Consider the following 26,824-nt stretch of genomic DNA (forward strand, 5'->3'; position numbering starts at 1 on the left):
TGTGCTATTTATTTCAATTGATTGTTCTATTACTTTTATTCCGTCCCTGGCACCATTTCCCTTTTTCGAACGATTTCAGGCGACCTCAGGGCGTCTCGTATCGTATTGGTAATGCTGGGAAAAACGAACTTTTTGACCTGATTTCGTCTCACTCTGTGTCGCTCTGCCTCTCCGTATCTCGACAATTTGTTGGCCTTGCTGTTGGCCTCAGAGTGTCGTCTGTTGGCCTCGGTAAAGCCAACAAGGGCGAATGTCATGGCTCTGTCTGATACCGCCTGCCGATCCGCCAAGGGCAGGGACAGCGAATATAAACTGTCGGATGGGGGCGGGCTCTATCTGCTGGTGAAACCCAACGGCACGCGGTTGTGGAGCCAGGCCTACCGATTCGGGAACAAGCAAAAGAAACTGTCGCACGGGGCTTACCCGACGGTGGGATTGGCTGACGCTCGACGATTGCGCGACGAGGCCAAGAAGCTGTTGGCCTCGGGTATCGATCCTTCAGCCGACAAGAAGGTCCGGAAGATCGCAGCAGCCGTCGCAACGGAGAGCACCTTTGGCGGCATCGCTGCGGAGTATCTGGCGCGTATAGAGGACGACGGCGCGGCTCCGTCCACGCTGACGAAGAACAAATGGATGTTGCAGGACCTCGCGGGTCCATCGTTGGGTGCGCGGCCGATCGCAGAAATCACCGCGACGTGCGCTTCGCCGTGCTGATGTTCGGATCGCGATGGCGATCTTTCATCTTCATGTCAAAATCATTGGCCGCAAGGCGGGCTCCAGTGCGGTGGCGTCCGCGGCCTACCGCTCGGCCTCAAGGCTGGGCGATGCGCGGATCGATCGTGTCCAGGATTTTTCTGCCAAGCGCGGTGTCGTGCATTCGGAAGTGCTGCTGTCGGACGGGGCGCCTGAGGTGTGGCGCGACCGCGAACGGCTGTGGAACGACGTCGAAGCCTTCGAGGTGCGCAAGGACGCGCAGCTCGCCCGTGAGGTCGAGTTCGCCCTGCCGCGTGAGATGAGCCAAGCGCAAGGAATTCAGCTCGCCCGTGACTTCGTCCAATCCGAGTTCGTCGATCTTGGGATGGTCGCCGATCTCAATGTGCATTGGGATATTGGCGAGGACGGCATGCCGAAGCCCCACGCCCATGTCATGCTCACCATGCGCTCGGTCGATGAGGAGGGCTTCGGCCCGAAGGTGCGGGAGTGGAACGCGACCGAGATGGTCGAGCGATGGCGCGAGCGCTGGGCCGCGCTCGCCAATGAGCGGCTCGCCGAACTCGATATCGACGCGCGCATCGATCATCGCAGTTTTGAGGCGCAGGGCATCGCGCTGGAGCCGCAGAGCCAGATCGGCGCGCCCGCGCAACGCGTCGAAGCGGGCGGGATCGAGGCCGCCGATCGGGCGGAGCTTCACCGGGAGATCGCGCGCGGCAATGGCACGCGCATCATCGCTGATGCGTCGCTAGCACTGGACGCCATCACCCATCAGCAATCGACCTTCACCCGGCTCGACATGGCGCGGTTCGCGCACCGTCACAGCGACGGCATCGAGCAGTTCGACGAGGTGATGGGCGCGATGGGCCGTGCGCCCGATCTCGTCGAGCTCGGCAAGGATGGGCGCGGCGACGATCGCTTCACCACCAAGGCAATGATCGAGGCTGAGCAGCGCCTGCACAGGGCTGCCGGGCTCATGGCGGAACGCGAACGCCATGTAGTGAAAGGTACAGACAGAGAGGCGGCGCTGACGCGTGCCGAGCAGCGCGGCCTTTTTCTCTCCGGCGAGCAGTCTGATGCGCTCGCGCACATCACCGGCACCCGCGATCTCGGCATCGTCGTCGGTTATGCCGGGACGGGGAAGAGCGCCATGCTGGGCGTCGCGCGCGAGGCCTGGGAGGCGGGCGGCCTTGAGGTTCGCGGCGTCGCGCTGTCCGGCATCGCTGCGGAGAACCTGGAAAGCGGATCGGGCATCATGTCCCGCACCATCGCCAGTCTCGAACATGGCTGGGGCCAGGGCCGGGATCTGCTCACCTCGCGCGATGTTCTGGTGATCGATGAGGCCGGCATGGTCGGCACGCGCTAGCTGGAGCGCGTGCTCTCCCATGCCGCTGACGTTGGCGCCAAGGTGGTGCTGGTCGGCGATCCGCAGCAGCTGCAATCGATCGAGGCCGGCGCCGCCTTCCGCTCGCTTGTTGAGCGTCATGGCGGTGCGGAGATCAGCGAGGTACGCCGCCAGCGCGCGGAGTGGCAGCGCGACGCCACGCGCGACCTGGCGACTGGCAAGATCGGCGATGCGATCCAGGCCTATGAGACGAATGGCATGGTGCATGCCGCGCAAACGCGGGAGCAGGCGCGGGGCGAGCTGATCGATCGCTGGGATAGCGACCGGCAGGCCGCACCAGACCGCAGCCGCATCATCCTCACCCACACCAATGTCGAGGTGCGGGCCCTCAACCTGGCCGCCCGCCAACGGATGCGAGAGGTCGGCGGGCTTAGTGAGGAGGTTCGTGTCACCGTGGAGCGCGGGGAGCGTTCCTTTGCCAGCGGCGACCGTGTCATGTTCCTGCAGAATGAGCGCGGGCTCGGGGTAAAGAACGGCACGCTCGGCACCCTCGAGCAGGTCAGCGCGCAGTCCATGTCGGTGCGCACCGATGATGGCCGATCCGTCTCCTTCGACCTGAAGGATTATGACCGGATCGACCATGGCTATGCCGCCACCATCCACAAGGCGCAGGGCATGACGGTCGATCGCACCCATGTGCTGGCGACGCCCGGCATGGACGCTCATTCCAGCTATGTCGCGCTGTCGCGTCACCGCGATGGCCCGGAGCTGCACTATGGCCGCGACGACTTCGCCGATGGGGAACGTCTGGCGCGCACCCTGTCGCGTGACCGGGCCAAGGACATGGCGTCGGACCACGAACGCCCCGACCCGGCACAGGACTATGCCGAGCGCCGTGGCATCACCTTCCGCGAGCGCCTCACGGAGATCGTGCGCAAGGTCCCTTCGAAACTCCGCGACCTTGCCAAGGCGCTAAGGCCGCCCATGGACATGGCACGGGAGGCAAGAGGCGCGGATGCAGACGTAAACCCCAAACCCGCCCCCCTCGCACCGGAGCCTCCCGAGGATCCGGAGGTGGCGCTGCGTCAGGCAAGACGACAAGCCCTCATCCGTCACGCCTCCGTCTGGGACGCGATCCTCACCACGGCGGAGGCAACCGGCCAGGGCACGCCCCAGCAGTTCCGCGAGCTCAGCGACGCCCGCAAGGCCTTCGAGGAGGTGCGCCCCTATGGCTGGCGCGATGCGGAAGCCGCCTATGAGAAGAACCCGGAGCTCATCCACGAGACGGCCGGCGGCCAAGTCAACCGCGCCGTCCGCGCCCTCCAGCTTGAAACTGAAATCCGTACCGACCCCGAGCGCCGCGCCGATCGCTTCATTGAACGCTGGCAGAAGCTCGACCGGCAGCGCCAGCATCAGTACGAGCACGGCGACTACTCGGGCTACAAGGCAACCCGTAACCAGATGGGCGACATGGCGCGGAGCCTGGAGCGCGACCCGCAGCTCGAATCCGTGCTCGCCGCTCGCAAGAAGGAACTCGGCATCAGCTTTGAGACCGGCCGCAGTCTTGGCCGCGAACTCGCCCACACCCGAGCGGCGTCGGCCCAGCCCAGAATGGCATTGGAGGTGAACTCGCTGCCATTGTCGCTCACGATCACTTCGGTCGGCCGCGTTCTGCCAGCAGCCGATCGAGTTCGCGAGCGACCCTCACCCCGGACAGCGACGTGTCCGCCACCAGGGCCAGGCACTCGCGGGTGCAGTCATCCACGATGGCCAGCATCCGGAAGCGGCGGCCATCGGTCATCTGGTCGGCGATGAAGTCGAGCGGCCAGCGCTCGTTCGGCCGCAGCGGGATCATCATCGGCGCCCGCGTCCCGATGGCCCGCTTGCGGCCACCCCGCCGGCGCACCATCAGCCGTTCCTCACGATAGAGCCGGAACAACCGCTTGTGGTTGACCCGGAAGCCCTCCCGCCGGAGCAGGACGTGGAGACGGCGATACCCGAACCGCCGCCGCTCCTGGGCGATGGCTTTCATCCGCTCCCGCAGCGAGGCGTCATTCACGCACGTGGCCTTGTATCTCATGGTCATGCGGCAGAAGCCGGTGGCTTTACACGCCCGCCGTTCGCTCATCCATGGACATCCATGAGGTGGGCGACAGCTCTGCGCTCGGCAGCGGGCGTCACCACTTCTTTCCCAGCAGATCCTTCAGCGCGACGTTGTCCAGCATGGCGTCGGCGAGCATGCGCTTCAGCTTGGCGTTCTCGTCCTCGAGCGCCCGCAGCCGCTTGGCCTCCGACACGTGGATCCCACTGAGACGAGCCTTCCACTTGTAGATGCTGGCGTCACTGACCCCGTGCTTGCGACACAGTTCAGAGACCGGCACCCCGGCCTCGTGCTCCTTCAGGATGCTGATGATCTGCTCTTTCCGTGAAGCGGCTGCGCCTCATGTTCTGGTCCTCTCATTGGGCCAGAACGAACTTCAAGCTGGATTAGCCAGGAGCGGCAACGTCAGCGTGGCGCGCGCACGGACGGTGTTGATCGAGTGTCGGATAAAGCCGGGCATGATCTTCTCCGATCGTGGAACCGAGTTCACCTCAAACGCCGTGCCTGCGTAGGCACGGGGCAACCGGGTTGCCGGGCCGTTCATCAGGACCGCGAAAAACCCGCCGACGCTCTAACCGCCCCTGGATGACAGATCGGTGGCAGGTCGATTTCTGCGCCCATTTGGCGCTCGCGAGCAGACGATCTTAAGCTGACGTCGACATGTGATGGTGGTCATCTGCCTTATGCACCCCTATCCGGGAACGGTTGCGCAGCGGGCGCGATCCGTTGTGAATGCCGGCTCAGGCTGCGGTGCATCGGCGGATGAAACCTCCGTGCTCTTCTGATACATTATGCCAGATTGCTTTTCCGGAAGCTGGCGCTTTTTTCCAGGGGCTGCCTATGCATGTCCGTCTTTGGCCGATCGGCCTTGCTGTTCTTCTTGCTGTTTCAATAGCCATACCGGTCATTGCCCGGGCTCAGGATCGCCGCTCTTACCCGGACACGGCAGCCTATGTCGGCTCCGGGTCGGCGGATGGCCGTACCAAGGCTGCCGCGCTTCAGCTCGCCGCCAATACCAAGGGGATGCAGATCGCGATCTGGGGCTCCAGCACGGCGGCGGGCCTGCAGACACCGCTGAAGCAGGTGGCGGCGGATCTGGGGATGGGCTTTCATGGCGGAGGGCGCGGTGGCGACGGCAACGCCCAGATCCTCGCACGGATGGGCGTAGCGCCGATCCTGCTGGACGGCTTCACATTGCCGGCGGCCGGTCCTGTCGTGGTCACGTCCGATCTCAGCGTAGGCTATTCGAGGGTCGGCCCGACCTATCCCGGCTATCTCGATCTCGACGTGCCCGTCGCGGGGACGCTGGGATGGGACGCCGGGAATAAGACGAGAATCTTCACCCGAGCCGCCGCCGGCGCGCCCCTGGAGGTTGCCGCAGGCACGAAATTCGTCCCCGATTCTGCCGACCTGTTCCGCGGCGCCGTCAGCATCATCGGATGCGGCAAGAACAACGTCACCACCCGCGCGACGGTGGAGAATGTCGTCTGGGGGAACCGCACCGCCTATGAATGGCTGGCACCCAGCGCGCGGCATGTTTTCGTGCTCGGCCAGTTCACCAACCGGAACTGGGAACCGGGTGAGGCGCGATACGATCTGCTGGAGGCCGTGCGGCGCTATGAGCAGGCGCGCTATGGCTCCGATTACATCGACGTGCAAGGCTGGATCCTGAGCGGGCGAGCCTTCACCGATCTCGGCATCGTGCCAACGCCGGAAGATCAGGCGGATCTGGCCGCCGGTCGCGTACCCGCGTCATTTTTTCAGGACAGCCAGCATCTCAACGGCAAGGTTCGGCGGGGCATCGTCAGCTTTTTGATCAAGCCGCAGCTTGTCGGTCTGAGCCGGTATGAGCAGGGCGTCGCGCATGCTACTCAGGGCGGGAAGGCGCAGTGAGATGACGCGACGTTTTCCTGGTACGGATTGGTTTTTGGAAGATCGACGGTAATGCAATACGCGTCCATAGCAGCGGCCTCGCGTGAGCCGAAGATCATCATCCGATATTCTCTCGTCGTCATCGTGGCGATGGTGCTGCTGTATTTTGCCATCGTCTTCGGGCTTCGAGGAGCGTTCAGCGATACGGCGGGCAGCGATTCGTCGACCGTGAAGCAACTCGCGGAGTCGGGATCTTTCGAAGACGCCGGCTCCTATGCGATGACGGCCTTTATTTACTCGATTACCCCCCCCTTTCTCCGGCATCCGTTCATTTATGCCACGGGTGTCGCCTATATCATCTTCGCGCTTCGTACGGCGAATGACCGTTATTCATTAGCGATCGTGTCGTTTCTGTTGATCATGCCGATGCTGACCGCAATCGGCACGTTCCAGAAGGATCTGTTGCTGGTCTGGTTCACCTTGCCTGTGGCCTATATTTTTCGATCCAATGCGACGTTGTTGAGATCTATTATATTTTATATAATAATATATTCGCTGTATGCGTATTATTTCAGGAAATATTTTTTCCTGATTATGTTCATAACTTTTATTTTCTATGTATTTTTTGCCTATAATTACAAGTTCAAGATGATGGCAGTCTTCGTGGCGATTGCCGTCTTGCTGCTTGTCCCGACGGATGTGCTCTATCAGCTTCAGATTCCCCGGGACCGGGCGAATTTCGTGCGCCTGATCGAAGGCGTTCGCGGTGTGCGAACGGCCTTCCTGAACCCGTATCCGATCGACAGCCTTTGGCATTTCATGTTGAATTACCTGAATGCATTCTGGATGCTCGACTTCTCGTTGATATCGAGAGGGTTCAGTATTCGAGAGGCCTTCCTGACCCTGAATGTCGTCGTCTATATCTTCGCCATGTGGCGGGGCCTTATTGACAAGGATCCGAAGATAAAATTCCTTGGGGCGATGATCGCAGGTCATTTCTTTCTTATTCACGTCTTCGAGCCGGATTCCGGTTCCTATCTGCGGCATCTGAGCGCCAGCCTTTTGTACGTGACTATTATTGTTTCAAAATTTTCTTATGAAAAACGCCTGAAGTACCGTCGGGCGGTGTATCGTCCCGTGAGATTGGCAACATGACTGAATCAACCAGTGCCGGCGCTTATTTTGCGCGAGGTGTTGTTATTGTATTGATGGTGTATGGGCATATTTCGCTGATTGGAAACACGCTCCATGCGCAGGAAGTCATTTATGAGTTCATGCATTCTTTCAGAATGCCTGTCCTCATATTGTTGACCGGCTTCTTCTTCAGTTTCCATCGGCCGGGCCCGGAGGTTGCGTACCGCTCCTTCCGATATGTGGTCGTTCCGTATTTCATATTCGAATGCGGCTACATACTGATCCATTTTTCGGCGAATTATTTCGGATTTATCAAAACCAATACCGCCCCGATTTCGACCTGGGCCGAGCTTTTTCATACGGTCTTCTTCGCTCCGACAGGCCCGTACTGGTACCTCTACAACCTCGGCTTCCTCCAACTGGCCGTGGCTGCTGCCATTTATGTCACGCGCGGCATGCAGGGGCGTCAGTTCGAGCTGGTCGCGCTGATCTTCATCTTCATGCTCTGGTATCTGCGCATCCTGAACACCGACTTCATTGTGTTCTACCTGATCGGTGTCGCGATGCGCTGGCGTGGCGGGGAGCTCACGGCGGGCATCCTGATCCCGCTGATCGCTTTCATCGGCTATGCCTATCTCGGTGCCGGACACATCGACGCGAGTTACATCCTGCGCGTTCCGTTCGTGGTCGGCACGGCTTTGTTGCTCGTCGGCATCGGCGCGCGTTTCGCCGCCTCGACGCGGGTGGTCGCCTATCTCGGCATCAACTCGATGTCGATCCTGTGCTGGCACGCCTACATCATCGCCTGCCTGCGGCCATTGGCGCCGTTGTTCCTGTCGGTCGATCCGACCGGCATTGTCTATGTCCTGTTCGCCACCGTGCTTGGAACGGTCGGCTCCTTGTGGCTGACCCGGCTGACCGACCGTATCGGCTTGTCGTCCATCCTGTTCGGTATGGAGAAGGCAACCCGTGACTTAAAGCGCCCGCGGCCGGCGGCCGCGCAGGCCGCGCCGGTGGCGGCCGAGTGACGATGCCGGCGCTTCGAGGTCGCGCCTCGGGGCGAGCCGACCCCGATGCGCCAGCCGTGTCGTGTCGGGAAATGAGGAGGGCGTCCCGTTATTCCCCCAGCTATCCCTCGTCGCGCGCTGCCGGGTCACGGTCGCGTTCATAGTGGCGGGCGAGGGGGAAGGGCGGGAGCCATGCCTCGCGGCGGATGGTCCAGAGCTCGTAGGTCGGGGTGAACTGGTCGGGCGCGTCCAGCGCGCCGAGATTGAGCTCGATCTCGTCAGCGCTGCGCGAAAACACCGGCGAGCCGCAACGCGGGCAGAAGAAGCGTCCGGCATAGTCGCGGGTGTCGCCCTCAATGCTCACGGCGTCCTGCGGGAAGATCGCGGAGGCGTGGAACAGCGCGCCGTGATGCTTCCGGCAGTCCATGCAATGGCAAAGGCCGACCCGGTAGGGCCGCCCCGCGGCCACGAACCGCACATCGCCGCAGCGGCAGCCGCCGGTGAATCGCTCCATGGCGCATCTCCTCTTCCCGCCCGCGTGGCGTAAGCCATCCTGTCCGAAGCCGCGCGCGCCGCCTAGCCTCGCCGCTAAATCCGGGGTTCGGGCTCCATGCCACGCGCAATGCTGGGCTGCATGGGGGCGGGAGGAGGCAGGTCGAACTGGACGCCGGGCGCAAAAGGATTAAGTTCCCGCCCGCCCGTGCGCCGAGTGTTGCGCGGGCGGGGAGGGCGAGCCGTTGAACAGGCCGCCTTTCGCCGGGAGCCCATACATCGCCGAAGGACGCCGAGCCCGTGTTCCATCGCCCTATCGAATCGCCGCAGCTTTCGCTGGCCAAGGACAAGATCCGCGTCCTGCTGCTCGAAGGCGTCAATGACAGTGCCGTCGAGATCATGACCGCCGCCGGCTACTCCAACATCACGCGCCTCGCCAAGGCGCTGGATGGCGACGCGCTCAAGGAGGCGCTCAAGGGCGTCCACCTGCTCGGCATCCGCTCGCGCACCCAGATCACGGCGGAGGCGCTGGAGGCGGCCGACCGGCTGATCGCCATCGGCTGCTTCAGCGTCGGCACCAATCAGGTCGACCTGGACGCCACCCGCATTCACGGCATCCCGGTGTTCAATGCGCCGTTCTCCAACACGCGCAGCGTCGCGGAGCTGGTGATCGGCGAGATCGTGATGCTGCTGCGCCGCATACCGGAGCGCTCGCGCGCCGCCCATGACGGGCGCTGGGACAAATCCGCCAGCAACAGCCACGAAGTGCGCGGCAAGACGCTTGGCATCGTCGGCTACGGCAATATCGGCTCGCAGCTCTCCAACCTCGCCGAGGCGATGGGCATGAAGGTGATCTTCTACGATCACACCGACAAGCTGCGCCACGGCAATACCGAGGCGGTGAGCAGCCTGCACGAGGTCCTGGCGCTCAGCGATATCGTCAGCCTGCACGTTCCCGAGACCCCGGCGACCCAGAACATGATCGGCGCGGCGGAGTTCGCGGCGATGAAGGACGGCGCCTATTTCATCAATAACAGCCGCGGCACGGTGGTCGACCTCGACGCGCTGGCGCAGGCGCGCCGGTCCGGCAAGCTGCGCGGGGCGGCGGTGGATGTGTTCCCGGTCGAGCCCGGCTCGAACAATGAGCGCTTCGTCTCGCCGCTTCAGGGGCTGGATAACGTGATCCTCACCCCGCATATCGGCGGCTCGACCGAGGAGGCGCAGGAGCGCATCGGCTCGGAAGTGGCGCGCAAGCTGGTGGATTACAGTGACACCGGCTCCACCATGGGCGCGGTGAATTTCCCGCAGGTGCAACTCCCCGCCCGCCCGCTCGGCACGCGCTTCATCCAGGTACAGCGCAATCTGCCCGGCATGCTGGGGCGGCTCAACGAGGTGCTGGCCCGGCATCAGGTCAACATCGCCGGCCAGTATTACGAGACCTATGCCGATGTCGGCTATGTCGTGCTGGATGCCGATGCCTCGGCGGCCGACAGCGAGCGTGTGCTCGCCGATATTCGTAAGCTGGAAGGCACGATCCGTGCCCGCCGGCTCTACGAATACAAGCTCTGAGCGGGCGCGTCCCGAAGGGCGGCGCTACATATAGGCGCCGCCATTGACGTGCACGGTCTGGCCGGTCATGTAGCGCGCCGCCGGGCCGCACAGGAAGCGCACCATTGCCGCCACCTCTTCCGGCGTACCGCGCCGGCCGGCCAGATTTTGGGTGCTGGCGTGGTGATGCGGGCGGTGACCGTCGGTCCGCACCGTTTCGATCAACCCCGGCGAGACTAGGTTGACCGTGACGTTCCGCCCGGCCAGCTCATGGGCGAGCGCCTTGGTCATGCCGTCGAGCCCGGCCTTGGCGGTGACGACATGCACCCGGTTGCGGGCGCCGATATAGCCGGTGAGCCCGCCAATATTCACCACCGCGCCCTGTCCAGAGCGCCCGAGCGGCTCGGCTGCGGCCTGCGTCATCAGGAACGGTGCGTCGAGCGACAGCGCCATCACCGCGCGCCACGCCTCCGGCGTCAGGTTCTCGAACGGGGATTCGGCGCGCAGCGCGGCATTATTGACGAGGATGTCGAGCCCACCGAGCCCCGCGAGCGTGTCAGCGACCGCTGCCGCGCAGGCGTCCGGCCGCGTGACGTCGTGCAGCAGGCCGAGCGCGCGCCCACCGGCGGCGGCGATGGTCGCCACCGCCTCGTCGACCGCCGCGCGGTCGCTGCGGCCGATAACGGCCACGCTCGCGCCGGCCTGCGCGAGGGCGAGCGCGATGGCCCGCCCGATATTGCGCGAGCCACCGGTGACCAGCGCGACCCGGCCCGCCAGCTCGCGGCCGGCAAAGGCGAAGCCCTCGGGAACCAGCGCGCTCATCACGAGGCCCGCGCGGCCGACAGGTCGACAGCCCCGCCGGCGACCAGCGTGTCGAGCGCGGAGCGGAGCGCGGCGATGCCGTGATCGTCGACGCCGCCGAAACGCAGATTCGCCTCGAACTTGGCGGAAAGCTCGGCCTCGGGCAGCGGCTCACGGGCGCCGCCGCGCATGTGTGGCTGGCGGAACGCGCGCACCGAGCCGTCGCGCAGCGTGGCTTCGAGGTGGCCGGTGAAATTGCGCGGATACTCGTCCTGCGGGTCGATCTCGTAGGAGATCTTCGCCGCCAGCGCGCGCACCTGCGGGTCCTGCGAGCGGGCATCGGTAAACTGGCCAAGGCCCGCCGCGCCGTCGATGAAGGCGACGGCCATGCAATAGGGCGTGGAGAACTTGCCGGCGTAGCCGTTGGGCGGGCGGTGCTTGAGTTCGAGCGGCGCCCACAAACGGTGCACCGTGCCTTCGCCGACCTTGCAGCGGATTGCCACGATGTCGTCGGCGCCGACCCCGCTCGCGGCGAGTTGCAGCGCGCAGTCGACGAAGGGTTGCGTCATGGTCCCGCAGGCATAAGGCTTGAAAGCGAGGCCCTCGATCACCCAGCGCTCGCCGAGACCGTCCATCAGTCGCCCGAAATCCGGGGTCTTGGACGGGGCGAACGCCTTGAACAGGCCATGAGCGCCCTCAAGCACCGTGAGTGGCCCGGTGAAGCCCGCCCGCGCGAGGTGCACGGCGCGCAGCCCGGCCTGTGCGGCGGCACCCGCGTGGAGGCGCTTGGTCGAGGAGCCGTCGGCGAGATATTCGATGATGCCGCTGGCAAGGCTACCCGATATGCCGAGCGCGCGCGCCGTGGTGGCGGCGTTGAGCCCGAGCGCGGCGGCGACCGCCGCGGTGGCGGCCGCCGCACCGAAGATCGCGGTCGGGTGGAACCCCGCCTTGTGGGTCGCCTGCGGGGCGACGAGGCTGAGCCGGCACATCACCTCGGAGCCGATGGCGATGGCACGCATCACGGTGCGTCCGTCGAGCCCGTGTTGTTCGGCGCAGGCCAGCACCGCCGACACCACCACGGCGCCCGGATGCACCGGGCCGCCCTCGAAGGTGTCGTCGAAATCCTCGCCATGGGCGGCCGTGCCGTTGACCAGCGCGGCATCGTACATGCCGAGCCGGCGGGCATGGCCGAGCGCGGTGCAGCGCCCGTCATCGACCACGCTGGCGAGCGTCGCCCCGACATAGTCGGTGTCGCGTGCGGCGACGATCAGGCCTGCAATATCGAAGACGAGCTGCCGGCAGATCGCTTCCGTGGCGCGGGTGGGCTGAGCTTCGGCGACGAAGGCGCCAATCCGCAGAGCGAGGGGCGTGTCGAGCGGGGAGTTGTGCTGGTTCATCCGAGCGCTTCCTGGAGTTTGGCCTTGCGCGCGTCGCGAAGTTCGCGGCTGAGCGAGAAGATGACGAAGCCGGCCGCCGCGAGCAGCAGGCCGACGCAGATCGGGTCCTGCAGGAACACCATCATGTCGCCGCCCGAGAGCACCAGCGAGCGCCGGTAGCTGGATTCCACCATGTGTCCCAGCACCACGCCGAGGATCATCGGCAGGAAGGGGAAGCCGGCGATCCGCATCAGGTAGCCGACCACGCCGAGCGCCAGCGCGAGGCCGAGGTCGAAGGTTGCCATGTTCAGCGTGTAGATGCCGGAGAGGATCAGCGCGAAGATAAAGCCGGCGCGGTAGGGGCGTGGCCGGTTCACCAGCCACACGGCGGCGGGCAGCAGGACCACGCCGACGCCGATCTGCGCGATGATGGCGATGAACGAGCCGACATAGAGGCTGTCGATCACCTGCGGGTTCTGCTCGAACAGGCGCGGGCCGGGCAACAGGCCATGCATCAGCAGGCCGCCGAGGAGGACCGCGGTCGAGTTGGAGCTGGGAATGCCGAAGCTCAGCAGCGGGATCAGCGCGGTGCTGGCCACCGTGTTGTTGGCCGCTTCCGGCGCGGCGACGCCTTCCTCGGAGCCCTTGCCGAACTTCTCCGGCGTCTTCGACCAGCGGCGCGCCTCATTATAGGACATGAAGGCCGCGATCGAGCCGCCGCCGCCAGGGGTGAGACCCTCGAACAGGCCGAGAATGCAGCCGATGGTCTGCGAGCGCTTGAGGCGGTTCATCATGGCGAGGTTCGGCAGGCGAATGCGCACCGAATCCTTGAGCGCGAGCACGGCGGTCGAGCCGGACTGGCTCATCAGTTCGGTCAGGGCGAACAGGCCGACCATCACCAGAACCGGCTCCACGCCATTGAGCAGGTCCGGGATGTCGAAGGTGTAGCGCGTCACGCCCGAGATCGGGTCGGTGCCGACGGTCGAGATCATCAGGCCGATCACGGCGGCGGCCAGGCCCTTCACCAGCGAGCCGCCGGTCATCGAGGCGATCACGCTGAGGCCGAGTATGCCGAGGCCGAAATAGGAGGGCGGGGTAAAGGCCAGCGCAAGCCAGGACAGCGGCTCGGTCAACAGGGCCAGCATGGCGAGGCCGAACAGGCTGCCGATGACGCCGGACATCAGCGAGATGCCGAGCGCCTCGCCGGCGCGGCCCTGCCGGTTGAGCTCATAGCCGTCGATGACCGTCGCCGCCGAGGAATTGGTACCGGGAGTACGGATCAGGATGGCAGGGATCGAACCGCCATATTCTGCGCCAATGTAGACGCAGGCCAGCAGCGCGATCGCCATGGCCGGGTCCATCGTGTAGGTGAAGGGCAGCACCAGCGCCATGGTGATCGAGGCGGAGATGCCGGGCAGGGCACCGCCCAATATGCCCCAGGTGAGCCCCATGATGGCGACGAAGATGATCGGCGTCGCGGTAAGAAGATGAACGATGTCCCAGAACGTCGTCATGAGAGCCATCCCTGGAAAAGCAGGCCGGCCGGCTGGTTCACGCCCAGCAGCTTGACGAACACGGCCCAGTACAGAAGCGCGCCGCCGATCGCGGTGAGCGGCACGGTCCAGCGGCGCGGGGCGCCCTCGAACAGCGAGACCGCGCCGATCAGCAGGGCGACGGAAACGAGATAGCCCAGATAGGGCAGCAGAACGACATAGGCGGCGCCGATGGCGAGGAAGCCGAGGGCGCGCGGCACGCGGGCATCACGCTCCTCGTCCTCGACGCGCGCGGCGCCGGGGCCGGTTGCCGCATGGGCGGCAGCGGCACGCGCGGCGAGCAGGCCGCGGACCAGCAGGATCAGGCCGAGTAACACCAGCGCCAGCGTGAGCGCGTGCGGCAGGCCGACGGCGCCGACCTCGTCCTCCAGCGTGCTGTCCGCGATGAAACCCGTTGCCCAGTAATAGCCGCCAGCAAGCGCGAGCAGCACCAGGCCACTCAAGCTGTCCTTGTTCATGGCAAAACCTTTTCTCGGAAGAGTGCGGCGCGGACCCTGCCGGTCCGCGCCGGCGACCTTGGTCGTCTTCGGAGCGGCGCTACTTGATGGCGCCGGTTTCCTTGAGGAAGCCCTCGGTGGTCTCGGCGAAGTTGTTCACGAAGGCCGGGTAGTCCTTGTGCGGGATGAATTCCGCGATCAGGACTTCCTCGGTGTAGGCTTTCTTGTACTCGGGATCGTTCAGAACCTTCTGGATCGCGGCATCCCAGATCGTGGTGACATCCTCAGGCACGCCCTTGGGGCCGGCGAGGCCGCGGAACTTCACCAGTTCGACGTTGAAGCCGCTCTCCTTGACGGTCGGCACGTCCGGCTTCTGCGGCAGGCGCTCGGGGTTGAAGGTTGCGAGCACGCGGATCTTGCCGGCCTCGATCTGCGAGCGCAGTTCCTGATATTCGCCGACGCCGATATCCAGTGTGCCGTTCAGCACGTTGAGCATCATGTCGCCGCCGCCCTCGTGGGTGACGATCGCGGCATTGACGCCGGACGCGCGCTTGAGCTGCTCGGCGGCCTGGCGCTCCAGCGAGGCCGGATTGGCCGCGCCCCAGCGTCCGCGGTCCTTCTTCGCGTGGTCGATCACGTCCTGGAGCGTCTTGAACGGCCCGTCCTCGCGGGTGAATACCACCTCGCTGTCGGCAAACACGTTCACCAGCGGCTCAAGGTCCTTGTAGGTCTTGGGCGGCTTGCTGAGCAGCGAGGTGTAGATGTAGGTCGGCGTGGTCGCGTAGAACACGCTGCCGTCGGCCGGGGCCGCCGCGACGCGGGCGACGGCCTTGGCGCCGCTGCCGCCCTGCACGTTCTCGACGATGAAGGTCGCGTCGATATATTTCGCGAGATATTTGGACAGTTCGCGCAGGAACACGTCTGAACCGCCGCCGGGGCTGGAATGCGTGACCAGCGTCACGACCTTCTGCGGATAGGGAGCGGGCTGCGCGTCCGCCTTCCCCGCGAAGAGGCTGCCGCCGACGATCGCACCCGCCAGCATGAAAGCCAGGCCTGTCTTGAACTTCATGATTTCCTCCTGGTGAAACGGCGCCTCTCCGGGTCGCTCGTCGATTGTCTTTCGGTGGTCTATTCGGCCACGGCCTTCATCTCGTCGGAGGTCGCGGTAGACATCAGCGACATCAGGCGCGCGAGGTCGGCGCCCTGGTCGATGCCGCGCGCGAGCGCCAGCACCTCATGCTGCGCCGGCTCGTCGAGCACGCCTTCGGCGCACATCAGGAACTTGCCGTCGAGATCGGCGTCGCTGATCGGGTTGAGCGGGCCGCCGCGGTAGCGCTCGTCGGCCCACTGCACGAGGGTACGCCCGTCGCGGGTCTCGACCTCGATGCGCGAGCGGATCAGGTCGTAGCCCAGCGCGTCGATGTCGAGATCGTTGATGACATCGGTGCGGGCCTGAAGGTCCTGCATCGCCGGGCCGGCCACGAAGGAATCCTCGAACTCGTGATGGCTGGCGCGGCGGCGCAGCACCATCATCGCCAGCAGCGCGGGCATCGAGAACTTCGCCTGAAGATGGTTGCGGGCGATCGGGTAGCGGATCGGCTCGATGATGTTCTTGCCGGCGAAGAAGCGGATGCGCTCCACCTGCTCCGGCTTCAGGTCGTGATCCAGCACCAGCTTGAGCATGGCGTCCATCGACTGATGGGTGAGGATGCCCGACGGGAACGGCTTGATCGAGACGCCGGGGCTGACGATGGTCAGCGGATTGCCGAAGCCTTCGGAAATCTTCGTGGGATCGAAGCCGTCGGCCATCACCGAAAAGAAGCCCCACGGCCCGTCCAGCGCGGCCGGGTCGGCATCGAAGCCGCGCGCGGCGAGCAGCGCGGCGGTCACGCCGTTCTCGGCGGCGCGGCCGACATGGAGCGGCTTGGTCATGGTGCCGAAATTCACCCGGATGCCGGCGGCCAGGCTCGCGGCTATGCCGAAGGCGTGGGCGAGGCGGGGGCCGGTCAGCCCGAGCAGCTTGGCGGCGGCGACGCAGGCGCCGAAGGTGCCGACCGTGCCGCTGGAATGATGGCCGCGGCGATAGTGGCGCGGCAGCATCCATTCGGAAATCTTGCACTCGACCTCGAAGCCGAGCTGGAAGGCGAGCATCACCTCGCGGCCGTCGCGCTGGCCGAGCATTTCGGCGATCACCAGCGCCGCCGTCAGCGGCGGCACGGTGGGATGCGTCAGCAGGCCGTAGACATGGGCGGGGTCATGAGAGACCTGGGTGTCGTCCCAGTCATGGGCATGGCCGGCGGTGCCCCAGACGCGGGCGGCGAGCGGCGCCGGCACGCCGATAGCGCCGGCGGCGGGCAGCGGCGCGTCGGCGCGGCCGCCCTGTTCCAGCGCGTCCTCGATCAGGATCCGGACCGAGGGTTCGCGGCTGCCGGCGAGAAACAGGCCAGCGGCATCGACAATGCAGCGGCGGCCGATGCGCAGCGCCTCCTCCGGGAGGTCGGCATAGGTGGTGGTCTCGACGAACCGGAGAGCCTGGCTCGTGATCGTCGTGTTGGCGGCATGCATCAACGCACTCCTGACAGCTAATTAGGTAAGTTCGGTATTGGAGATGAGGCGGTGCTTGGCGCGCATCACATGCGCCATGTGCGCGGCCTGGGCCCGGTCGGCATCATGCGCGGCGATGGCCTCGACCATCTCGTGATGCTCCCTGTTCGATTCCTGCATCGAATCGCCGAGCATCAGGCTGCGCGTGCGATAAAGCCGCAACTGCTTGATCAGAGAGAGATATTGCGCGGCCAGCACCGGGTTGGCGGCATGCGCCACGATGAATTCGTGCAGCGCGAAATTCTCGCGCACATAGTGGTCGAAATCGTCTGCGGCGATGGCGGCGTCCATGGCCCGGACGAAGCCGCGCAGCGTGGCGATCTCGTCATCGGTCGCGCGCAGGGCCAGCAGCCGGCCGGCGAGCGCGAACAGGAAGGCGCGCACGTCATAGATATGCGCGGCCATCTCCCCGGTGAGCCGGCGCACGAACACGCCGCGATTGGGAATCTGCTCGATCAGCCCGCTGGCCTCCAGCGAGCGCAGCGCCTCGCGGATCGGCCCGCGGCTGGTGCCGAAGCGCAGGGTCAGTTCTTTCTCGTTGATGCGGTCGCCGGGCTCGTATTCGCCGGAAAGGATGACCCGCTGGATCTCCTCCTCGATCAGCATCGGCAGGGAGCGGGACTTCAGAAGCTCGATGGCAGGCGTCGACATGCGGTGATCTCCGTTGCCGCGATGAAGCGACTGAATCGTCCGAATGTCAATTGAAGATTGTAGGACAATTTACATATGCACGATCTCGATGCCGAGCGCGCGGACGCGGGAAAACGAACGCCCACGTCATGGTCGAGCCGAGGCTCGCCATGCTGGGCGCCGTTCGATATCGCGAATGAGGGGATGTAGGCGGGCGCTCAGCGCCGCTTCAGCGCGTCCATCAGGGCGGCGCCGAGCGCGCCCTGCGGCTCGCGGGCGGCGGGCGCTTTCGCTCCGGGTTTGGCCGACGCCTTGTCCGAGCGGGTGCCACCGGCGGGGCGTTGGTCGCGTGGCGCGGTCTCCGCCGGCGGGCGGCCGGAAGCGGGCGCGCCGTCCCTGCGCATGGAAAGCCCGATGCGCTTGCGCTTGAGGTCGACCTCGACCACCCGCACCTTCACCACATCGCCGACCTTCACCACCTCATGCGCGTCCTTCACGAAGCGGTCGGCGAGCTGGGAGACATGGACCAGCCCGTCCTGATGCACGCCGATATCGACGAAGGCGCCGAAGGCCGCGACATTTGTCACGGTGCCTTCCAGCACCATGCCGGGCTTGAGGTCCTTCATGTCGTCGATGCCGTCGGCGAAGGTCGCGGTCTTGAACGCCGGGCGGGGGTCGCGGCCGGGCTTGTCCAACTCGGCGATGATGTCGCGCACCGTGGGCAGGCCGAAGCGCTCGTCGACGAACTGGCGGGGATCAAGGCTCGACAGCGCCCCGCTGTCGCCCATCAGGCTGCGCAGATCGCGACCGCACGCCTTCACGATCTTGCGTGCCACGCCATAGGCTTCCGGGTGCACGGCGGAGGCGTCCAGCGGCTCCGCGCCGTCGCGGATGCGCAGGAAGCCGGCGCATTGCTCGAAGGTGCGCGGGCCCAGCCGCGCCACATCCAGCAATTGCCGGCGGCTGGCAAAGGCGCCGTTGGAGTCGCGATGGGCGACGATGGCCTCCGCCAGCGAGCTGCCGAGCCCCGAAACGCGCGCCAGCAGCGAGGCGGACGCCGTGTTGAGGTCGACGCCGACCGCGTTCACCGCATCTTCCACCACCCCGTCCAGCGCGCGGGCGAGGTGGTACTGGTCGACATCGTGCTGATACTGCCCGACTCCGATCGACTTGGGCTCGATCTTCACCAGCTCCGCCAGCGGGTCCTGGAGCCGCCGGGCGATGGAGACCGCGCCGCGCAGCGAGACGTCGAGGCCGGGGAATTCAGCGGCAGCAAGCTCCGAGGCGGAATAGACCGAGGCGCCCGCTTCCGACACCACCACCTTCAGCGGCTTGGGCGCGGGCATGTCGCCGAGCATCTCGGCCACCAGCTTCTCGGTCTCGCGGCTGCCGGTGCCATTGCCGATGGCGATCAGCTCGACGCCATGGGCGCGAATGAGACGCGCCAGCTCGGCCTGCGTGCCGCGCACGTCGTTCTTCGGCGGGAAGGGGTAGACCGTGGAGGTGGCCAGCAGCTTGCCGGTGGCGTCCACCACCGCGGCCTTGACGCCGGTGCGGATGCCGGGGTCGAGCCCCATCGTGGCGCGGGTGCCGGCGGGCGCCGCCAGCAGCAAATCCTTGAGATTGCGCGCGAAAACGTTGATCGCCTCGGTCTCGGCGCGGGATTTGAGTTCGCCCATCAGGTCGAGCGAGAGATGGAGCGCGAGCTTCACCCGCCAGGTCCAGCCCGCGACCTCGCGCAACCAGGCATCGCCCGGCAGCCTGTCGCCGATGTCATTGGCGTCGAGGATCATGCGCACCACGGGCTTGATCGGCGCGGGATCCTCGGCGTCGACCTCGATCTCCAGCGACAGCACATCCTCGTTGCGGCCGCGCAGCATGGCGAGGGCGCGGTGGCTCGGCACGCCGGACCAGCGCTCCACATGGTCGAAATAGTCGGAAAATTTGGCGCCGGCCTCCTGCTTGCCGTCGACCACGCGGGCGCGAAGCTGGGCGTGCTGGCGCAGATGGGCGCGCAGCCGGCCGAGCAGTTCGGCATTCTGGGCGAAGCCTTCGGAGATGATGTCGCGGGCCCCTTCCAGCGCCGATTTCACGTCCGGCACCTCCTCGGTGAGGTAGGAAGCGGCCAGATCGGCCGGCGCATCGGCGCGACTGGCAAGGATGGCGTCGGCCAGCGGGCCGAGCCCGCGCTCGCGGGCGATGTCGGCGCGGTTGCGGCGCTTGGGCTTGAACGGGAGATAGATGTCCTCCAGCTCCGCCTTGGTGGTGGCGCCGGCGAGGGAGGCTGAAAGTTCGTCCGTCAGTTTGCCCTGCTGGCGGATCGACTCGATGATCGCGCCGCGCCGCGCTTCCAGCTCGCGCAGATAGGCGAGGCGCTCGCCGAGCAGGCGCAACTGGGTGTCGTCCAGCCCCCCGGTCGCCTCCTTGCGGTAGCGCGCGATGAAGGGAACGGTCGCGCCCTCGTCGAGCAGCGCGATGGCGGCGGCGGCCTGCTGGGGACGGGCGCCGATCTCGCCGGCGATCTGGCTGGCCAGATGGGCTGCGAGGCGGGCGGCGAGGGCGGCGGTGTCGGTCATCGTGTCTCTTGGAATCGCTTCGGGGGCGCGACGATAGTCACCCGCGCCGGCAAATGCCAAGGGACGGCAAGTGCCTTGGGGCGGCGAATGCCACGGGGCGGGGAATATGCTAGGCCGTCTCGCCCGCCGGAAAGGGCGTCGGAGAAGGACCGCCATGACCGCCTATGCCTCGCTCACCCGCCATTTCGGCCGCCTCAGCGCCATGTCGAACGCCATCGGCATTCTGCAGTGGGACAGCGACACCATGATGCCGACGGGCGCGGCGGCTTCCCGCGCGGAGAGCATGGCGCTGCTGCGGGTGCTGGCGCACGGGATGGCGGTGGACCCGCGCATCGGCGACTGGCTGGAGGCGGCTGAGGCTGAGAGCGAGCTCACCGACTGGGACCGCGCCAATCTGCGCGAAATCCGCCGCGTCTACACCGTCGAGACCGCGCTGCCGGCCGATCTGGTCGAGGCGAGCAGCAAGGCGATTTCCGCATGCGAGATGAAATGGCGGCAGGCGCGGGCGGAATCCGATTTCGCCGGGCTGCTTCCCTTGCTGTCCGAGGTCTTGAAGCTCCAGCGCGAGGCGGGCCGCGCCAAGGGCGAGAAGCTCGGCCTGTCGCCCTATGACGCATTGCTGAACGACTATGAGCCCGGCGGCTCCTCTGCCCGCATCGACGCGCTGTTCGACGACCTCGCCGCCTTCCTGCCCGGCTTCACGCTGGAGGCGCTGGCGGCGCAGGCGCGCCGGCCGGAGCCCGCGCCGGTCGAAGGGACTTTCCCCATTGAGGCGCAGCGCCAGCTCGGGCTGAAGGTCATGGCGGCGCTGGGCTATGATTTCGGGCGTGGCCGGCTCGATATTTCCGCGCATCCGTTCTGCGGTGGCGCCGACAACGACGTGCGCATCACAACCCGCTATGACGAGGCGGATTTCGCCAAGGCGCTGATGGGGGTGATCCACGAGACCGGCCACGCGCTCTATGAGCAGGGCCGGCCCGCCGCCCATATGAGCCAGCCGGTTGGCCATGCGCGCGGCATGAGCGTGCATGAGAGCCAGTCGCTGATCATGGAGATGCAGGCCTGCCGCACCCCGGAGTTCTTCGCCTTCGCCGCGCCGCTGATGCGCGAGGCGTTCGACGGGGCGGGCGCCGGCTGGGAGCCGGACGCGATGTGGCGGCGCGCCACGCGGGTCGAGCGTGGCTTCATCCGCGTCGACGCCGACGAGGTGACCTATCCCGCCCATGTCATCCTGCGCTACCGGCTGGAAAAGGCGCTCATCGCCGACGCCATGCCGCTCAGCGAGCTGCCGGCGGCATGGAACGAGGGCCTGCAGGCCCTGCTGGGCATCACCCCGCCCAACGACCGGCTGGGCTGCCTGCAGGATATTCACTGGCCCTCCGGCGGCTGGGGCTATTTCCCGACCTACACGCTCGGCGCCATGACCGCCGCGCAATTGTTCGACGCCGCCTGCCGGGCCGAGCCGGACACGCTGCCGGGCATCGCGCGCGGCGATTTCGCGCCGCTGGTCGGCTGGCTGCGCACCCATATCCATGCGCAGGGCTCGCGTTACGCCACGGACGAACTGCTGACCCACGCCACCGGCCGCCCGCTCGATGCGTCCGTGTTCAAGGCGCATCTCGCGCGGCGCTATCTGGGCGCGTGAGGCTCACCCGCCGGCGATGCGAATGGCGGGCACCTTGGCCGGCGTGCGCCGGGTGAGCGTGGCGAGCGCTTCCGCCATCGTTGCCGCCGCCAGCACCGCGTCGATGATCGGCACGCTGGTAGAGGCACGCAGCCGGTCGGCGGTGCCGGTCAGCCCGCCCGAGCCGAGCAGGATGGCGTCGGCGCCGTCCTCGTTCGCCGCGAGATAGATGGCGCGCAACAGCTTCTCGTGCGCGGCCCGTCCGCCTTCCGCCGCCTCGGCAACGCCGATGCCGGCTGCCCGCGCGGTGGCGATGTCGGCGGCGCCGTGATGGCGCAGCTGCCGGCGAATGCCCGGCAGCGCCGCCTCCACCGTGGTGACGACGGCGAAGCGCCGGCCCAGCGTGCGGGCCGCCGCGATCCCCGCCTCCACCGCCCCGATCACCGGCGCGCCGGAGAGGACGCGGGCGGCGCCAAGGCCGATATCGTCGAAGGCGGCGAGCACATAGGCATCCGGTCGCGCTGCGATCGGTAACAGGCTGTCGCGCACCAGCGCCAGCACGCCCGGTTCTGCCGCGTCCCGGTCGGCTTCGCTCTCGATCGCGAACGGCCCCGCCGCCGGATTGACCACGCGGGCGAGCGTGGAGCGGGCGACGACGCCCTCCAGCGCCGCGCGGATATTGGCGGTGACGTGGGCATTGGTGTTGGGGTTGATGACCAGGAGGCGGGTCGACGCCGCCTCCCGGCCGGGCACTGACGGTCCCATGATCACCGCCCCGCCAGCAGGTCGGGCAGCCACATGACGAGCTGAGGGAACACCATCAGCAGCACCGCGAACACCATCATCAGCACGACATAGGGCAGGGCTCCCCGCGTCACGTCGCTGTAGCTGCCGCCATCGGTGCGCACCCCATGGACCACGAACAGGTTCATGCCCACCGGCGGCGTGATCAGCGCGATCTCGCACATGATCACGATGAAGATGCCGAACCACACCGGCTCGATCCCCGCCGCGACCACGACCGGGATCACGATCGGCACGGTGAGCACCAGCATCGACATCGCGTCCATGAAGGTGCCGAGCAGCACGTAGAACACCAGCAGCACCAGCAGCAGCGCAAGCTGGCTGAGGTCGAAGGCGGCGATCCACTGGGTCATGGCCTGCGCCGCGCCGGTCATCGAAATGGTGACGTTGAGCAGCAGCGAGCACACCAGCACGATGATGACCATGCCGCTGGTCTTGGCCGACTGGATCGAGCACTCGATCAGCAGGTCGAGCGTCAGCCGGCGGTTGAGCGCCACGAAGCCGAGCGCGATCATCACGCCGATCGCCGCCGATTCCGTCGGGGTGGCGAGCCCGCCATAGATCGAGCCCATCACCACGCCGAAGATCACCAGAGGCGGGATCAGATATTTGCCGAGCGCGAGCTTGTCGCGCAGCGGCATGTCGATCAGTTCGGTCGCCTGCGCGCCGGCCCGGCCGTGGAAGATGAAGATGTAGGCCGAGAAGGCGAGCGCCATCAGCACGCCGGGCACCACGCCGCCGGCGAAGAGCTGGCCGACCGAGGTGTTGGCCAGCGAGCCATAGACCAGCAGGTTGACGCTGGGCGGGATCAGGATGCCCAGCGTGCCGCCCGCCGCCAGCGAACCCAGCGCCGGCGACATCGGGTATTTGTACTGCTGGAGCGCGGGCAGCGCGATGGTGCCCACGGTGGCGGCGGTGGCGACCGAAGAGCCGGACGTCGCCGAGAACAGCGTGCAGGTCGCGATATTGGTGTGCAGCAGCCCGCCGGGCAGGCGCGCCAGCCACACCGCCATCGCGTCATACATGCGGTCGGCGATGCCGCCGCGCAGCAGCAACTCGCCCAGCAGCATGAACAGCGGGATGGCGAGGATGGACGGGCTGTTGACGCTCGACCAGATCACCCCGCCCATCATGTCGACGAGCGGCATGCCGTACATGAGATAGCCGCCCATCGCGCCGACCGCGATGATGGCCACGGCTACCGGCAGGCTGAGAAACATCAGAAGCAGCATCAGCGAGAAGCCGATGCCGACAAGGGCGATGCTCATGACGCGGCTCCTTCGTGGATCAGCGCTTCGCGGCGCTTGAGGTCGTCGAGTTCGGCCTTGAGTTCCTCCTCGGGGGTGGGGGGGCCAAAGCGACGCGTTACCGCGCGCCAGTCGCCCGTCGCCAGCAGGCGCAGCGCCTGCGCGGCGAGGATGATGGCGGCGATGGGGAAGGTGGCGCTGGCGATCAGCCAGACCGTCTGCGGGTAGATCAGCGGCGTCGCCCACGGCGTCGGCGCGATGGACTGGTAGGCGAAGGTGTCGAGCACGGTGTCGACGGTGAAGAAGAAGAAGTAACCGGCGAGCACCGCCATGGACAGCACGGCCAGGGCGTCGAGGCCGGCCTGCACCGGCCTCGGAAACAGTGCGGTAAGCTGGTTGATGCGGATATGGGCGTTTTCCACCAGCGCCACGGTGAAGGCGAGCGGGGCGGCGACCGCGATGGCGTAGCCGCCCAGTTCGTCAATGCCGCCGAGCGAGACGGAGAAGAACTTGCGCAGCAATGTCTCCGCCGTGATCGCAAGCGACAGCAGGATCATCAGCACCCCGAACAGGATGCCGAGCAAACGTGAATAGGTGTGCATGGCTGTTCTCCGTCGCGCCGGGCGGGATCAGAGGCCGAGCCCGGCGCCGACCGTGGCGCGCCAGCTCGCTTCGCAGTTCGGGGCGACCGCGTTGCACTGCTTGGCCCAGATCGGCAGCGACACTTCGCCGACCGCCGCGCCGACCGCCTTGAGATCGGCGTCGGACGGGGTGATTTCGGTCAGCGTGTAGGACTTCCCGCGCTCGCAGGGCGTCTTGCCGGTGTTGCAGCGCATGGCGTCGGCATAAAGCTCCTCCGAAAAGGCCCAGATGTCCGTGGTCAGCCCGGCGATGGCGGCGGCGAGCTTCTCCTGCTGCTCGGGCGTGAACTTCTTCAGGCTGTTCTGGTTGATGGCGTAGCCGTTGACGGCGAGTTGCAGCGCGATCGGCAGCACGGTGGTGGTGGCTTCCGGCCAGCCGCCGGAATTGGCCGAGGCTGGGCCGGTGATGGCGCAATCGACCACCCCGCGCGCCAGCGACTGCTGGACTTCACCGAACGGCATGGAGATGCCGGTGGCACCGAGCTTGGCGACGAAATTCGCCGCGCTCTGGTCGCCGACGCGGACCTTCAGCCCCTTGAGGTCGGCCAGGCCCTTCACCTCCGGCTTGCAGAAGATCACCTGCGGGCCGGCAGGCCAGACGCCCAGCAGGCGGGCGTTGAACTGGCTTTCCAGCCGGGCCCCGACATAGGGCTGGAACGCGGCGATGTGCTCGCGGCCGGCGGCATAGGAGGTGTTGAGGCCGACGAGGTCCAGCCCCAGGATCGAGGGCTCGTCGCGGCTCACCTGCGGGCCGCGGATCGACACGATGTCGAACAGGCCGGATTTCAGGATGCGCAGCCCGTCCGTGTCCGGGATGCCGGCGACGTCGACAGGAAGATACTCGACCTTGATGTCGAGGCCGGTGGTCTCGGCCAGCTTCTCGAAGAAGGGCTGTTCCTTCTGCTGGGCGATGAGGCCGGAGCCGGAGGGCTGGCCGAGCACGCGGAGCGTGATGGTCTCGGCGCTGGCGGGGGCCAGCATGAGGGCGGAGAAGGCAGCGAGGAGCGTGTTGGCGCGGAACATCTTGGGCATGCGGATTTCCTTTGCGAACGATGACGTGGGTGACGGGTTGCTGCGTACGCTGTGGAAGCACTGCCGGTGGGCCTGATACCCGTTCTGCCGCACTTCCTTACCGAAAAAGGAATACAGATTTCATGCCAAGTGATAAGAAATTATAGTTTCATGTTTATTCGCAGATATTTATGCCAGTTTTGTTGCCTTGCCATCGGATGAAACCTCAGTTTCATGTGATTGAATAGTAGCTCGCAGTTTCGTGCAACTGCCCAAAGATCGGTCAGAGCTCCTCAAGCGCGTCGTTCAGCGCCTCGATGCCGCGCAGCCGGGAGCGGCCGGCGGCGGCGGCGCGCTCGATGCACCGCGTGGCGAGAAGCTGGCACACCGCCATCACCGCGACATGGCTGAACAGCGGGCCGGGCGCCAGCGTCTGGCAGCGCAGATGCCAGGCGGCGCTGGACAGGAAGCCCTCGCCTTCATCGGTGATGTAGACGAGCTTCGCCCCGCTCTTGTGGATCTGGTCGAGGATCAGCGGCAGGCGGGCGACACGCCGGCGCAGGCCGAACACCACCACCACATCCTGCGGGCCCAGACTCACCAGATGCTCGCCCAGCGTCTGTCCGGCGCCGGGAATGGCAATGATGTTCTCCACCACCTGCGTGAGCTGCCATTGCAGGTAGCTGGCGAAGGAGGCATTGGCGCGAAAGCCGATCACCCAGGTCTTGCGCGCGCCGAGGATGGCGTCGGCGATGGCGCTCGCCTGCGCGTCGGTGATGGCGAGGAAGGTGGCCTCCAGATTGGCGATGGCCTGCGCGGTGTGGGCGGCGACCGACTGCTCGGCGGCCGAATCCACCGAGGTCGAGAGGAAGAGCCGCGAACCGGTCTGCTTCTCGGCGCGGGCATGGCGCCGCGCTTCCTCGTAATTCTCATAGCCGAGGCGCTGCACGAAGCGCGAGACCGTGGCCTTGGAGACGTGGGCCAGCGCCGCGAGTTCCTGCGCCGAATAGCTCGCCAGCTCGCCGGGAAAGTCGCAGACGAAATCGCCGAGCCGCTTTTCCGCCGGGTGCAGCGTGGGCAGAGCCTGCCGCACCCGGGTCAGGAAGGACCGTTCCTTGGACTGCATGACGATTCCCGCGAAACTCCAGTTTCACGGACGGTCATACAATGCGGCGCCGCGCGCAAGGGGCACGCGCCGATCCGGCCTCACGCGTCGGGGGCGACGGTGTGGTTGGCCATGATCTCCAGCGCCTTCACCAGCGCCGAGTGATCCCAGGCCGAGCCGCCATTGGCCGCGCAGGTCGAGAACA

Annotated in this window: 20 protein-coding genes and 3 pseudogenes; 7 read left to right on the top strand and 16 right to left on the bottom strand. The window is 66.3% G+C overall.

What is annotated here, in order from left to right:
* The first annotated feature begins 255 nt into the window (after positions 1-255).
* Together MKI84_RS08110 and traA are read left to right on the top strand one after the other, a co-directional pair.
* The gene (locus tag MKI84_RS08110) at positions 256-714 is read left to right on the top strand and encodes a tyrosine-type recombinase/integrase (RefSeq protein ID WP_241618317.1); all 459 of its coding nucleotides are present in this window, start codon (positions 256-258) and stop codon (positions 712-714) included.
* 13 nt (positions 715-727) lie between these two features.
* A pseudogene (gene traA, locus MKI84_RS08115) lies at positions 728-3,637 on the top strand (Ti-type conjugative transfer relaxase TraA); the annotation flags it as partial.
* Here traA and MKI84_RS08120 read toward each other — a convergent pair.
* A pseudogene (locus tag MKI84_RS08120) lies at positions 3,622-4,501 on the bottom strand (IS3 family transposase); the annotation flags it as partial. The pseudogenes traA and MKI84_RS08120 sit on opposite strands and share 16 nt — an antisense overlap.
* A gap of 496 nt (positions 4,502-4,997) precedes the next feature.
* Between MKI84_RS08120 and MKI84_RS08125 the strand changes: the two are divergent.
* The 3 genes from MKI84_RS08125 to MKI84_RS08135 are packed head-to-tail and all read left to right on the top strand — an operon-like array spanning position 4,998 to position 8,191.
* Positions 4,998-6,050 (top strand): hypothetical protein, encoded by a 1,053-nt coding sequence (locus MKI84_RS08125; RefSeq protein ID WP_241618318.1) that lies wholly within the window; start codon positions 4,998-5,000, stop codon positions 6,048-6,050.
* 51 nt (positions 6,051-6,101) lie between these two features.
* A complete protein-coding gene (locus MKI84_RS08130; RefSeq protein ID WP_241618319.1) occupies positions 6,102-7,184 on the top strand; it encodes a hypothetical protein in 1,083 nt (360 codons plus the stop codon).
* Complete coding sequence (locus MKI84_RS08135; RefSeq protein ID WP_241618321.1) at positions 7,181-8,191, top strand: acyltransferase family protein; 1,011 nt, start codon at positions 7,181-7,183, stop codon at positions 8,189-8,191. The genes MKI84_RS08130 and MKI84_RS08135 overlap by 4 nt, the downstream gene beginning before the upstream one ends.
* Before the next feature lie 100 nt (positions 8,192-8,291).
* Here the strand turns inward: MKI84_RS08135 and MKI84_RS08140 are convergent, their stop codons facing one another.
* Entirely contained in the window at positions 8,292-8,684 is a 393-nt protein-coding gene (locus MKI84_RS08140) for a GFA family protein (RefSeq protein WP_241618323.1), read from the bottom strand.
* Between the two features lie 278 nt (positions 8,685-8,962).
* Between MKI84_RS08140 and serA the strand changes: the two genes are divergently transcribed.
* A complete protein-coding gene (serA, locus tag MKI84_RS08145; protein WP_425353813.1) occupies positions 8,963-10,231 on the top strand; it encodes a phosphoglycerate dehydrogenase in 1,269 nt (422 codons plus the stop codon).
* Between the two features lie 24 nt (positions 10,232-10,255).
* Here the strand turns inward: serA and fabG are convergent, their stop codons facing one another.
* The 8 genes from fabG to MKI84_RS08185 all read right to left on the bottom strand — a co-directional run bounded on the left by fabG (position 10,256) and on the right by MKI84_RS08185 (position 20,187).
* Positions 10,256-11,032 (bottom strand): 3-oxoacyl-ACP reductase FabG, encoded by a 777-nt coding sequence (gene fabG / locus MKI84_RS08150; protein WP_241618325.1) that lies wholly within the window; start codon positions 11,030-11,032, stop codon positions 10,256-10,258.
* A complete protein-coding gene (locus MKI84_RS08155) occupies positions 11,032-12,408 on the bottom strand; it encodes an MmgE/PrpD family protein (protein ID WP_241618327.1) in 1,377 nt (458 codons plus the stop codon). The genes fabG and MKI84_RS08155 overlap by 1 nt, the downstream gene beginning before the upstream one ends.
* Positions 12,405-13,901 carry a tripartite tricarboxylate transporter permease gene (locus MKI84_RS08160; protein ID WP_241618330.1) on the bottom strand — a complete coding sequence of 499 codons (1,497 nt, stop codon included), beginning with the start codon at positions 13,899-13,901 and terminating at the stop codon, positions 12,405-12,407. Before MKI84_RS08160 ends, MKI84_RS08155 begins: the two co-directional genes overlap by 4 nt.
* A complete protein-coding gene (locus MKI84_RS08165; RefSeq protein ID WP_241618332.1) occupies positions 13,898-14,398 on the bottom strand; it encodes a tripartite tricarboxylate transporter TctB family protein in 501 nt (166 codons plus the stop codon). The genes MKI84_RS08160 and MKI84_RS08165 overlap by 4 nt, the downstream gene beginning before the upstream one ends.
* 79 nt (positions 14,399-14,477) lie before the next feature.
* Positions 14,478-15,446 (bottom strand): tripartite tricarboxylate transporter substrate binding protein, encoded by a 969-nt coding sequence (locus tag MKI84_RS08170; RefSeq protein ID WP_241618334.1) that lies wholly within the window; start codon positions 15,444-15,446, stop codon positions 14,478-14,480.
* 59 nt (positions 15,447-15,505) lie between these two features.
* Positions 15,506-16,942 (bottom strand): MmgE/PrpD family protein, encoded by a 1,437-nt coding sequence (locus MKI84_RS08175; protein WP_241618336.1) that lies wholly within the window; start codon positions 16,940-16,942, stop codon positions 15,506-15,508.
* A gap of 21 nt (positions 16,943-16,963) precedes the next feature.
* A complete protein-coding gene (locus MKI84_RS08180) occupies positions 16,964-17,632 on the bottom strand; it encodes an FCD domain-containing protein (RefSeq protein ID WP_241618337.1) in 669 nt (222 codons plus the stop codon).
* Positions 17,633-17,829: 197 nt separating this feature from the next.
* Complete coding sequence (locus tag MKI84_RS08185) at positions 17,830-20,187, bottom strand: Tex family protein (protein ID WP_241618340.1); 2,358 nt, start codon at positions 20,185-20,187, stop codon at positions 17,830-17,832.
* Positions 20,188-20,341: 154 nt separating this feature from the next.
* On the opposite strand from MKI84_RS08185, the gene MKI84_RS08190 reads away from it, so the two are divergent.
* Complete coding sequence (locus MKI84_RS08190) at positions 20,342-21,832, top strand: carboxypeptidase M32 (RefSeq protein ID WP_241618341.1); 1,491 nt, start codon at positions 20,342-20,344, stop codon at positions 21,830-21,832.
* 3 nt (positions 21,833-21,835) lie between these two features.
* Here MKI84_RS08190 and MKI84_RS08195 read toward each other — a convergent pair whose 3' ends face one another.
* The 6 genes and pseudogenes from MKI84_RS08195 to MKI84_RS08220 all read right to left on the bottom strand — a co-directional run.
* Positions 21,836-22,576 carry an aspartate/glutamate racemase family protein gene (locus MKI84_RS08195; RefSeq protein WP_241618344.1) on the bottom strand — a complete coding sequence of 247 codons (741 nt, stop codon included), beginning with the start codon at positions 22,574-22,576 and terminating at the stop codon, positions 21,836-21,838.
* Positions 22,577-22,578: 2 nt separating this feature from the next.
* Positions 22,579-23,883 carry a TRAP transporter large permease gene (locus tag MKI84_RS08200; RefSeq protein ID WP_241618346.1) on the bottom strand — a complete coding sequence of 435 codons (1,305 nt, stop codon included), beginning with the start codon at positions 23,881-23,883 and terminating at the stop codon, positions 22,579-22,581.
* Positions 23,880-24,464, bottom strand: coding sequence for a TRAP transporter small permease subunit (locus MKI84_RS08205; protein ID WP_241618348.1), 585 nt, complete (start codon positions 24,462-24,464; stop codon positions 23,880-23,882). Before MKI84_RS08205 ends, MKI84_RS08200 begins: the two co-directional genes overlap by 4 nt.
* 27 nt (positions 24,465-24,491) lie before the next feature.
* Positions 24,492-25,535 (bottom strand): TRAP transporter substrate-binding protein, encoded by a 1,044-nt coding sequence (locus MKI84_RS08210; RefSeq protein WP_241618351.1) that lies wholly within the window; start codon positions 25,533-25,535, stop codon positions 24,492-24,494.
* A 262-nt stretch (positions 25,536-25,797) separates the two neighbouring features.
* Positions 25,798-26,640 carry a MurR/RpiR family transcriptional regulator gene (locus tag MKI84_RS08215; protein ID WP_241618353.1) on the bottom strand — a complete coding sequence of 281 codons (843 nt, stop codon included), beginning with the start codon at positions 26,638-26,640 and terminating at the stop codon, positions 25,798-25,800.
* An 80-nt stretch (positions 26,641-26,720) separates the two neighbouring features.
* Positions 26,721-26,824, bottom strand: a pseudogene (locus tag MKI84_RS08220) (2-hydroxy-3-oxopropionate reductase); the annotation flags it as partial.

It is taken from the genome of Ancylobacter gelatini, from assembly GCF_022601675.1.
In the GTDB taxonomy this organism is placed as follows: Bacteria; Pseudomonadota; Alphaproteobacteria; order Rhizobiales; family Xanthobacteraceae; genus Ancylobacter; species Ancylobacter gelatini.

Excerpts from the sequence above, each read along its gene's own strand:
- MKI84_RS08110 (WP_241618317.1), top strand. The coding sequence starts at position 256 with ATGGCTCTGTCTGATACCGCCTGCCGATCCGCCAAGGGCAGGGACAGC.
- MKI84_RS08125 (WP_241618318.1), top strand. The coding sequence starts at position 4,998 with ATGCATGTCCGTCTTTGGCCGATCGGCCTTGCTGTTCTTCTTGCTGTT.
- MKI84_RS08130 (WP_241618319.1), top strand. The coding sequence starts at position 6,102 with ATGCAATACGCGTCCATAGCAGCGGCCTCGCGTGAGCCGAAGATCATC.
- MKI84_RS08135 (WP_241618321.1), top strand. The coding sequence starts at position 7,181 with ATGACTGAATCAACCAGTGCCGGCGCTTATTTTGCGCGAGGTGTTGTT.
- MKI84_RS08140 (WP_241618323.1), bottom strand. The coding sequence starts at position 8,684 with ATGGAGCGATTCACCGGCGGCTGCCGCTGCGGCGATGTGCGGTTCGTG.
- fabG (WP_241618325.1), bottom strand. The coding sequence starts at position 11,032 with ATGAGCGCGCTGGTTCCCGAGGGCTTCGCCTTTGCCGGCCGCGAGCTG.
- MKI84_RS08155 (WP_241618327.1), bottom strand. The coding sequence starts at position 12,408 with ATGAACCAGCACAACTCCCCGCTCGACACGCCCCTCGCTCTGCGGATT.
- MKI84_RS08160 (WP_241618330.1), bottom strand. The coding sequence starts at position 13,901 with ATGACGACGTTCTGGGACATCGTTCATCTTCTTACCGCGACGCCGATC.
- MKI84_RS08165 (WP_241618332.1), bottom strand. The coding sequence starts at position 14,398 with ATGAACAAGGACAGCTTGAGTGGCCTGGTGCTGCTCGCGCTTGCTGGC.
- MKI84_RS08170 (WP_241618334.1), bottom strand. The coding sequence starts at position 15,446 with ATGAAGTTCAAGACAGGCCTGGCTTTCATGCTGGCGGGTGCGATCGTC.
- MKI84_RS08175 (WP_241618336.1), bottom strand. The coding sequence starts at position 16,942 with ATGCATGCCGCCAACACGACGATCACGAGCCAGGCTCTCCGGTTCGTC.
- MKI84_RS08180 (WP_241618337.1), bottom strand. The coding sequence starts at position 17,632 with ATGTCGACGCCTGCCATCGAGCTTCTGAAGTCCCGCTCCCTGCCGATG.
- MKI84_RS08185 (WP_241618340.1), bottom strand. The coding sequence starts at position 20,187 with ATGACCGACACCGCCGCCCTCGCCGCCCGCCTCGCAGCCCATCTGGCC.
- MKI84_RS08190 (WP_241618341.1), top strand. The coding sequence starts at position 20,342 with ATGACCGCCTATGCCTCGCTCACCCGCCATTTCGGCCGCCTCAGCGCC.
- MKI84_RS08195 (WP_241618344.1), bottom strand. The coding sequence starts at position 22,576 with ATGGGACCGTCAGTGCCCGGCCGGGAGGCGGCGTCGACCCGCCTCCTG.
- MKI84_RS08200 (WP_241618346.1), bottom strand. The coding sequence starts at position 23,883 with ATGAGCATCGCCCTTGTCGGCATCGGCTTCTCGCTGATGCTGCTTCTG.
- MKI84_RS08205 (WP_241618348.1), bottom strand. The coding sequence starts at position 24,464 with ATGCACACCTATTCACGTTTGCTCGGCATCCTGTTCGGGGTGCTGATG.
- MKI84_RS08210 (WP_241618351.1), bottom strand. The coding sequence starts at position 25,535 with ATGCCCAAGATGTTCCGCGCCAACACGCTCCTCGCTGCCTTCTCCGCC.
- MKI84_RS08215 (WP_241618353.1), bottom strand. The coding sequence starts at position 26,640 with ATGCAGTCCAAGGAACGGTCCTTCCTGACCCGGGTGCGGCAGGCTCTG.